We start from the raw sequence: 9,412 nt of genomic DNA, 5'->3' as shown, positions 1-9,412 counted from the left end.
AGAGCACACTAAGGAGGAGGAACCCCCTGGCCACGGGGCTGGGGACTCAGCAGGGCTCAGGGGAACTCACGGGATGTCGCACAACCGGGCCGCGGACGCGGTCGTGGGGCACGGCGGACAGAAGCACCGAGGTGTCCCAGATGCTGCGCGATGCGCCGGGAGACAGCCTTCGCCCGAAGCCAACTGGTCGGGCTCGGCGCGGACTCCGGCGCCCTGGGCGGTCTCGGGCGCTGCAACCCGAGCGCGCGTCACCGTGCCCACAGTCATCGGCCCCACTGCGGCAGGGCAGGGTCAAGCACCTGGCCGACGGCCGGGAGGTGCCATGGCGGGAAGCTCGACCTGCTGGAGCAGCGCATGGGCGCCCTGCGCAAGCCCGAAGGCTTCATCTCCGGCAACCACTTGGGTGAACTCCTCTGCGGGAGCGCGAAAGAGCACGCCTGCCTCCGGCTCGCTGATCCCGCAACAGGGGCGGGCCCCGCCAGTGCCAAGCGCTATGACGGCCAGACCGGCCCGGCGGACGAGGACCTGCACTCCGTGATCGTCCCGATGGTCGACTCTCCGGCTTCCTTCCCCACGCGGAGGCGGAGCGCCTTGTCAGCGCCGATCTGCCCCGGGCCGGGGCACGCCGGCACCTTCGCCTCCCAGCGCTTCGGGCGGCGCGCGGCATGCCTTGGGGCGGTCCAAGCGGTTCTGCTGGCCCTGCCAGGCATCGCCGACGAGCCCTGGCGGGGGAGCTGCGGGCTGCCGGGGCGCGATCCGCTGGGTCGATCCCTAGTTTGCGGAGGGCTTTGCGCAGGGGTGCGGCGTGAATCTCTGGCCTGTTCGAATCGTTCTCGACGGCCCAGACCTGTTCCGTCCACGGCGGCGGGTGCGCTCGTCGAGAAAGCTGCGATGAGCCGAGCTTCCGGCAGGCCAGCCCCCGCCGACCTCGGCATCAGAGCCCCCGCCGCCGCGAGGACTGCGACGGCCACCAATGCGAACCTATGCCCGAACTCTTTCGGCCATTCTGCTGACCTGCGGCGGTCTGTCGGTATCCGGCCAGGTGGGGCAGGCTGTGTCAGCCCGCCGCCGTGGTCGTCAGCAGTCCCCTGCCGTGACCTGGGAGTTGGCACCCCAGCGCGGCGGCAAGCCGTGCGGATCCGCACACCCGCATTCCACGTATGAGGGGGCCACGATGATCCAGTCCCAGCTCGGAGTCGACGAATCGAACGCCGGACTCGTTCCGCCGCTGTACTGCCCCATCCCCTCGGTCCTGCACCCCCTGCACCAGTCCGTCGCGGATCACACCCTGCGATGGGCCGAGAAGATGGGCCTGATGGCCGAGCCGGAGACGGCCAGGAAGATCCAGGCGATGAGGGCGCACGAATTCGTCTGCCGCATCGCCTCGGACGCCCAGGGGCAGGACGGGCTGGACCTGATGTCGCAGTGGCTGTGCAGCATGCTCGCCATCGACGACGAGTGGGACGCCGGCCGGCTCAGCCGCGACCCGGCATCGACGCTCCTCAAAGTCATCAAGCTGCTCGCCACGATCAACGTTCCGCAGGCCCTGACCGACGACGACGACATCTACCTCGCCATCGTGCGGGACGTGTTCATCCGCGCCCGGGAATGGGCCCCGGCGGAAGCGGTCAAACGATGGGCCGACAGCCAGCTCGAGTCGTTCATGGGGGCAGCCACCTTCGTGGCCTTGCGAGCCGCGGACCGGCCCATGTCCTTCGACGAATACCTCCTCGTCGGAACCCTGGACCGGGGCACCCGCGCCTGCATAGACCTCATCGCCGTAGTGGAAAGAACGTGCGTCCCGCAAAGCGAGCTGAGCGCGCCCCGGGTGCTCGCACTCACCCAGGCCGCCAAATTCCTTGTCCTGTGCGCCGCCGACCTCGGCTCCTACTACCGAGAAATGAACCACGGAGGCCAGGAAAGCAGCATCGTCGACGTGCTGCGCCGTGAGCGGGGCTCCTCCCCGCACCAGGCCCTGACCGAAACGGTCCGCCTGCACGACCGCACCATGTGCCTGTTCCTCAATCTGTCCGAGAAGGTCACACGCCACGCCGGCCCCGAACTGCGCCGGTACGTGACCCAGCTGTCGAACCTCGTCAGCGGAAACCTCGAGTGGGGCTTCACCTCACCCCGCTACACCGCCGAGTATCCGCTGAAGCCGGCGGTCAGCGGATACCAGCGGGCCGACAGGCCGTTCGACGGACGACTTGATGCCCTCCCGTACCCCGCCATCTCCTGGTGGTGGGAGCAGCTCTGAGACCTGGCCCCGACATCCGGGGCAGAAGGCTGCTCCGCGGCCGCAACGAAGCGGCAGGTCCCCGCAGGCCAGGCCGACAGCGGTCACCTAGGGCACCAGGTCGCCCCGCCTGCGCGGCCGCGGACGATGCGCCTTTGCTGCACGCCCACAGCACCGACGAGCCCACCGCCTGCCCATGAGGAGCGATCATGAAAGCCCCGGTCAAGATTCCGAAGGCACCCGGAGGGCTGCCGCTGCTGGGCCACGCCCTGCCGCTGCTGCGCAATCCGCTGGCATTCCTGAGGACCCTGCCCGCCCGCGGAGAGGTGGTCCAGATCCGCTTGGGACCGATGAAGGTGGTGATGGTCTGCGATCCGGAGCTGACCCGGCAAATCCTGGTGGACGACCGCACCTTCGACAAGGGCGGCCCGATGTTCGACCGGCTCCGGGAACACCTCGGCGACGGCCTTGCCACGTGCCCCCACAGCCGCCACCGGCGGCAGCGCCGCCTGACCCAGCCCGCCTTCCACCCCTCCCGCTTCCCCGCCTACGCGCGGACCATGACCCAGCAGATCACCAGGGCGACCGCAAAGTGGCGCCACGGCCAGGTCCTCGATGTGCAGGACGAGATGATGGCGCTGACGATGCGTACCGCGCTGGAGACGATGTTCTCGGACGCGCTGCCGGAACAGGCGGTCCAGGAGGCCATCGCCGACATCAGCACGATGTTTGAGGGCTCCTACCGGCGTGCGGTCACCCCGCCGATGATCAGCAGGGTGCCCACACCCGGCAACCGCTCCTACTTCCAGGCACGCAACCGCCTGCGGCAGACCCTCGGCGAAGTCATAGCCCAACGCCGGGCCACCAACACGGACCACGGTGACCTGCTGTCCGTGCTGCTGACGACCGAAGACACGGACGGCCACACCGGCGGACTGACCGATTCAGGACTGACCGATGCAGAGGTCAGCGACCAGGTGGTGACCTTCTTCGCCGCGGCCGCCGAGACCACCGCGAGCGCCCTGACCTGGGCGTTGTACTTCCTCGCCCAGGAACCAGACATCGCCGAACGCGTCCACGCCGAGGCCGACACCGCCCTGGCGGGCTTCTCAGCCAGCCACGAGCACCTTCCGCAACTGCAGCTGACCAGCCGTGTCGTGACCGAGGCGCTGCGGCTGTACCCGCCCTCGTGGATGCTCACACGCACCGTGACCACCGACACCATTCTCGGCGGGTACTCCATGCCCGCCGGCACGACCGTTGCATTCAGCTCTTACCTCATCCACCGACGAGCAGACTTGTACAAGGAGCCCGAAAGGTTCGATCCCGACCGGTGGGACTTGCGCCACCCCCAGCCCCCACGCCACGCATACATCGCCTTCGGCGCAGGAGCCCGAAAATGCATCGGTGACCAGTTCGGCCTTACCGAAGCTGTGCTGGCACTGGCGACCATCACCGCCCACTGGCGCCTCGAACTCCTCGCGGGTCGCTCCGACCACCCCATCGTCGGCCTCACCCTGCGCGGCCCCAAGAACCTGAGGATGCGTCTTTCCTCTGCCCGCCCCCGCGCTGGTGAAGGGCCTCGCCCGCGCGGCGTTGAAGACGAGACTCCTTGCAACCGGTGAAACAGGGCCCGGGACCGGCCCATGCCCGCTCGCGAAGGTCCCCACCCACCGGTCGATTGAACTGCGTCAGGGTCCTGCGAGGCAGGCGGGATCGAAAGTCTCTCCCACGACAGGATCTCCAATCCCCGCTCTGCCGACCGACGGTGGCCTTGTCCACGAGACGATGACACCGGGGGGCCGCGCACGGTCCCCGAGGACGCACCTCCCACGGACAGCCGGGCGCCGTGCGGTCATCAGCTGCTGCCGACCGGCCTGCGGCGCGGGTTTCCGGAACTGGGGTTCGAATGCCGCGAGGGTGGGGATCTTTGCCCCACAAGCTCAAAACCCACCGATCGGAGAACTGCCGATGAGCAGCGACAGTGTTGAACCGGGGAATCCGGTGGAGTCCGGGCCGCGAGACGCGGTGGATGGCTCCCCCGAAGAGCCCGCCGAGAACGCGTCGACTCCCGACACCCCGCCTGCCACGCAAGACCTGCCGCCGCGAAGGCCGCGCTGGACATGGATGTTCGGCGGTCGCCCGGCTGCCCGCCCCGACACCTTCCGGGAGGGCCCTCCTGCATGAGCAGCCTGCCTCCCGGCGCGGTGGAAACAGAGGACCACGTGCAGCTCCTTCACCCTGCCCGATCCTTCCCAGTTTGGAGGCATCCCCGCACAAGGGAGCCCTCACTGCCAGACCTCGAACAGGCGACGGCTCATCGTGCCTGAACACCCCAAGGCCGGTCGCTGGACGCCAAAGGGCGCAGCCGCTCCGGTGAGGAGCGCCTGTGGCACTCCGGCGCCGGATGGGTGAGCGATCAGCCCTGTCATTGCGATTTTGGCGGCGTCGACCAGGGCGACGGGGTCCGAGCAGCTCGTCGCACGAAGTCCCGTGGAAGCGACTGGAGATGGCCGGGCGCGGGCCAGGGCACAGGCATACGCCCGAATGGGCCCATCCCGACCGCCACGCCAACGAGGGCGGCGTAGGCGCAGCCGTCCCATCCGGCGGAGACCGGCCGGGACAGCAGTGAGGATGGGGGAGCGGTCGACGGCTACCCCGGCAGGAACCGGCGCAGCAGGTGCCTGCTGGTACACGACAGCAGTTGCGGGGAGTGCCAGGCACCGTGCGGGCGGGTAGGCGCAGGGGTGGCCTGGGCAGGCGCTCAGCCGGACGATTGGCTGTACACCCCGCAGGGGCGGAGGCCTCATGGCCCCTGCCGCCCATCCAGGCGCGGGAGTCCAGCCGGGCGGAGCCGCCCAGGGCCTGGCGCAGCCTCCTGAGCGGGCTGATCGCTGTCCATCGGGCCGCCCCGGACCCACGCCCCGGTCAAGAACCCGCGCGCATGCCGGGCATGTGCGGCCGAGCGCGCTGCATCGACAGGCAGGTGGTGAGCAGGTGCCCCCGCCCCGGGTACGGGGGATGCCGGTGCCGGGGGCACCAGCGCAGCCCAAATGCACCACCCAGGCAGATTGGTCGAGTTGCACCAGGCACAGCCTGAATCCGGCTGATGGCCAACGTCTCCGGTTGCGGAGCGGGCTGTCGAGGAACCGCTCCGCCAACCAGGAGTCCCTCCGTGTCACACACGCCAACGCTGCACTCCTACCCCTCGTGCTCCTATGCGCCTGGCCCACGTCTGATGGTCGAGGACATATCAGCGGTCGTTGGGCGGCCGAGCGCCGTGACCTCGGCGCACGATCTCGTGCAGCGCATTCGTCCCCCATGAGGAGTGGTCTCCCGGTCGCCAGCTCCTTCGGCAGGTAAGCGGCGAAGCCGAACCGGCGGCGCGCGGGCCTGCTCCGCGGCCACCTCACGGCGTTGACCCTGTGGGTCCGCCTCGAATCACTTCACCGCCTCCTCCATCCCCCAAGCCCAGCGCCGTGACGGTTATCACGAACCAGGGCGTGACGTGCTCAGCGCTCGCGGGCCGACCGTCCGTAGAGGGGCGAAGCGGTCGACCCTCGCACGGGTGGGGTGGAAGCCGTAGTTGTGGGGTACACCCCCACAGCTGCCGTGCACGCCGGGCCGCCGGAGGGCGGCGCGCTGAGCGACCACTGAGCACTGCCCGCAACGGGACCACCTGCCTGAGCGGGTAGCCGCTCCGGCGGCGATGTTCACGGTGCGCGGGGCTTAGACGGTGTCCTACGTGGTGAGGCGGACGAGTCGTTTGTAGCAACACAGGGCGGCGGCGAGTCCGAGAAAGGCCAGGTAGTTGCGGGGATCGCGCTCGAAGCGAGGACTCAGACGTCGGTAGCCGGACAGCCAGGACATCGTCCGCTCGATGACCCAGCGGCGGCGGCCCAATCGTTCGCTGGATTCGATGCCCTTGCGCGCGCTCCGCACTCCGATGCGCCTGCCGCGAAGCCATTTCCGCAGGTCGGCGCGGTCGTAGGCTTTGTCCGCATGCAGGCGCTGGGGCTTGAAGTGGCGGCCGCGGTGGGGGTCGTGTCTCGTTTGGTGACCCTCGATCATGGCTTCCAGCCCTTCGCTGTCGTGGGTGTTGGCGGCCGAGACGCCGACGAGGAGGGGCAGTCCGTTCGCGTCCGACAGGACGTGCATCTTGGAACCCGGCCTGTCCCGGTCCACGGGGCTCGCACCTGTGTGTTCACCCCCTTTTTTTAGCGCGGACGTGGGCGGTGTCCAGGACGACGCGGGTGACGTCGATGATGCCGGCGTCGTCGAGTCGGTGCAGCACGGCCTCATGCAGCCGCCCCCAGACGCCGGCTCTGGACCAGATCAGGAACCGCCGGTGGGCGGTGGACTTCGATATGCCGAAGCAGGGCGGCAGTTGGCGCCAGGCACAGCCGCTGACCAGCACGTAGATGATGGCCGCAAACAGCGTCTCATCAGGGGTGTCCTGCGTTCCGCCGCCCTGCGGCCGCACCCTCGACGGCGGGATCAGCGGCTTCGCGATCTCCCACGCCAATCCGGAACAATCCAACTCCCCGTACCCTGCCCCATACCGAAGTCAACGACGCCTCACCACGTAGGACACCGTCTTAGTCTCGCCGTGGCATTCTCTCCCGGCTGCAGGCCTTTCTGCCGAATGGGTATGGAGCAGCCCGGCCCGGTGCCCCGAGCGGGATGATCAGGGCATGGCGAACAACAGCAAGCGCACCAAAGGCGGACCCAACAAGCAGGCCGCTAGGGCGGCGAAGCAGCGCAGGGAGCAGCGGCTGATCGAGGTGGACCCGCTCTTTCACGGCAGTCCTCCGTACGCCGGGTACCGGAGCTGGTTGATCCCGAACCCGATGACCGGCGGGTTCGACCTGGAGCCGACGGCGCCGATGGACTCCCGGCTGTACTTTGCGCGGGTTCAGGAACTCCTGCTGCCGCTCTACCGAGGCAGGGTGCCGCTGGCAGCCACCTACTTGGACGACCGGATCAAGTCGGGCTTCATCGTGCTGGCCGACGACGACGAGCCCGATGCCCAGGTGAGCGTTGTTCCGGTCGCCGTGTTCGCCGAGTACGTCGGCCACGGGGATGGGAACGACGGACGCCGGAGCCAGGAAGTCTGCCCGCAGTTGAACTGCGGTGGGGCAGTTCACCTGGCCGACGAACACGCGGTTTGGATCCACCTGCACCACCTGCACGCCGGGGGCCATTTCCTGCTCAACGACCGGGACGCCGTCCGTCTGACCATCCCTCCCCACAGTCCTGGGGAAGACTGGCGGTTCGTTTCCGTCGGCCAGGGCGCCACTCCGGTCGGCTGACCCCGCCCGGACCAGACGGAAGTGTCCGGCGCAGACGACTCCCCCGTCGGCGTCGACGGCTCCTGTCCTCTCTTTGACCCAGGTGCCGAACGGGGCGGGCGTCGCGTGAGGCGCAGCTCAGCGGTGGCGGTTCACACCCAGACGTAGTTGTCGTCGGTGACGGCCGGCAGCGCCGCATCGGTCTGCGGGGCGATGGGTGTGGGGAGGGCCGCGAGCGCCGGCCCGATGGGCGGGAAGATCGGCAGGTCGGCGGTCTCGCGGTAGTCGATCCACTCGACGTGCCCGATCTCCTGCCCGCCGCCTTCGAGCTCGTCGTATTCCTCGGTGGCAAGACAGGCGCGGATTCGCGGGGTGATGTGGAGCCGGTAGATCAGGTGCAGTTTGCGCGGGGGCGCGGTGGCGCCGGGCCGGGTGACCATCTGGTCGACCACCCACAGCAGTTCCGGCCCGGAGCCCTGGGAGGGGCAAGGCCGAGTTCTTCGCTCAGTTCGCGCCGCAGGCCGGCCACCAGGTCTTCGCCCGTTTCGAGGTTTCCGCCGGGCGGGGTGTAGAGGACGGGGTCGGTGCGGTCGCGGCGGATGAGCGCGATGTCGTTGCCACAGAAGACGAGGGCACCGACGCGGACTTTGATGCGGCTGAACGAGGCCGGAGCCCCTTGCGGATCGGTCACGTCCACCAGTATCGGCGGGCCGCCGACGCGGGCGGGAAGCGGTCACTCACCCGGCCACGCCCGCGGGGTATCAGTGAGCCGGGGGCAGGCCGGGCAGAGCGCAAGCGGCGCGGCCGGCGGCCAGGCCGATGTGTTCGATGTCGCTGCTGTCGAGGGTGAGGGTGTGACGACGCATGCCAAGGCCGATGAAGAGCAGCACCCGGGGACAGATGGTGCGGGTCGAGTTCATCGGCCAGTCAGGACGAGGCAGTGGTCAGGGGGTTCTAGCGGCCGGTGACGGAGGGAGGCAGTGCCCGGCGGGACCGAAGGGCAGGGGGTGATGCGCCGGATGGGGCCTCGTGCGGTGGAAGGTCTGGTCTGCCCGAAGCTTCCGGGAACAGGGCCTGGGCGTGTCGGCCTTGTTCACCGAAGGCCGCAGCCCCCTTGGGAAAGGATCCCGAGCAGCTCCCCGACCAGCCCGCCGGAGCCGGCGTCCGAATCTCACACCAAGGAGGCCGCCATTCCTGCAACTCGGACCCGGGGCCGCATCCTGGCTGACCGAGGCCGCTGACGCCGAACCAGAACAGATGCGGCCGAAGACGGCCGAGGCCGTCCAGCCCGCCAAGCCGCATGGCACTGCCGAGGCCGACCGGGCCTGGGGACGGCCCCGATCGCCGACCGATCGCCGAGAACGACCTGTGGGCCGGACACCGTCTGTGTCGCTCTGCGTGTACGCCTTCTCCTGGAGATTTCTAGGCTGGAAGGCATCGACTAATAAGCAGACGGGTCTGGTCCTGGGCGTCGCGGGCAGCAGCGTGGGTCCATGGGTCGGTTCCACGTCACGTGTGCGTTGCCGTGCGCCACCGGTGTCGCCATCGCATGGCTGCCGCTCTGCTGCGCAGGATGACGTGTGCGGTTNTCGCCAAGGCGGTGACCACGGCGGGCGGGATGGGGGAGAACCGCTTGGACAGTACCCCGCGGGTCGCTTCCATCAGGCGCCGTGCCTGCGCGGTCGGGGCGCCGTGTCGGGCTTCGTGGTCCGACTGCCAAGAGGTCCAGGCCTCGTAGGACGGGGGCAGGTGGCGCAGGCGCATGCGTTCACCCAGGTGTGCATAGAGGGTATGAGCGGCCGCCTTCTCCTGGGGGGTTGTGGGGCGGTGGCCGTAGCGGTCGATCCAGCTGATGGGCTCGGTGAGGAAGACGCCCAGGACGTAG

At 69.1% G+C, this 9,412-nt stretch carries 6 protein-coding genes and 1 pseudogene; 3 read left to right on the top strand and 4 right to left on the bottom strand.

Annotated elements, in window-relative coordinates; translation table 11 throughout:
- Positions 1 to 1,174: 1,174 nt before the first annotated feature.
- Together IEY86_RS35100 and IEY86_RS35095 are read left to right on the top strand one after the other, a co-directional pair.
- A complete protein-coding gene (locus tag IEY86_RS35100; protein ID WP_189135962.1) occupies positions 1,175 to 2,257 on the top strand; it encodes a terpene synthase family protein in 1,083 nt (360 codons plus the stop codon).
- Between the two features lie 188 nt (positions 2,258 to 2,445).
- Positions 2,446 to 3,861, top strand: coding sequence for a cytochrome P450 (locus IEY86_RS35095; protein WP_189135961.1), 1,416 nt, complete (start codon positions 2,446 to 2,448; stop codon positions 3,859 to 3,861).
- Between the two features lie 2,116 nt (positions 3,862 to 5,977).
- Here the strand turns inward: IEY86_RS35095 and IEY86_RS35090 are convergent.
- Positions 5,978 to 6,796 (bottom strand): annotated as a pseudogene (locus IEY86_RS35090) (IS5 family transposase).
- A 134-nt stretch (positions 6,797 to 6,930) separates the two neighbouring features.
- Between IEY86_RS35090 and IEY86_RS35085 the strand changes: the two are divergent.
- The gene (locus IEY86_RS35085; protein WP_189135959.1) at positions 6,931 to 7,548 is read left to right on the top strand and encodes a hypothetical protein; all 618 of its coding nucleotides are present in this window, start codon (positions 6,931 to 6,933) and stop codon (positions 7,546 to 7,548) included.
- A gap of 131 nt (positions 7,549 to 7,679) precedes the next feature.
- Here IEY86_RS35085 and IEY86_RS37305 read toward each other — a convergent pair whose 3' ends face one another.
- The 3 genes from IEY86_RS37305 to IEY86_RS35075 form a co-directional block, all read right to left on the bottom strand.
- Complete coding sequence (locus IEY86_RS37305; RefSeq protein ID WP_229699051.1) at positions 7,680 to 7,979, bottom strand: hypothetical protein; 300 nt, start codon at positions 7,977 to 7,979, stop codon at positions 7,680 to 7,682.
- A complete protein-coding gene (locus IEY86_RS37300) occupies positions 7,919 to 8,218 on the bottom strand; it encodes an NUDIX domain-containing protein (protein WP_229699050.1) in 300 nt (99 codons plus the stop codon). The genes IEY86_RS37305 and IEY86_RS37300 overlap by 61 nt, the downstream gene beginning before the upstream one ends.
- 70 nt (positions 8,219 to 8,288) lie before the next feature.
- Positions 8,289 to 8,447 carry a hypothetical protein gene (locus IEY86_RS35075; protein WP_189135958.1) on the bottom strand — a complete coding sequence of 53 codons (159 nt, stop codon included), beginning with the start codon at positions 8,445 to 8,447 and terminating at the stop codon, positions 8,289 to 8,291.
- Between the last annotated feature and the right edge of the window lie 965 nt (positions 8,448 to 9,412).

This window comes from Wenjunlia tyrosinilytica, from assembly GCF_014646055.1.
Classification (GTDB): Bacteria; Actinomycetota; Actinomycetes; order Streptomycetales; family Streptomycetaceae; genus Wenjunlia; species Wenjunlia tyrosinilytica.
The sequence above is the reverse complement of the archived record's forward strand: the minus strand, read 5'-3'. Positions and strand labels throughout refer to the sequence as shown.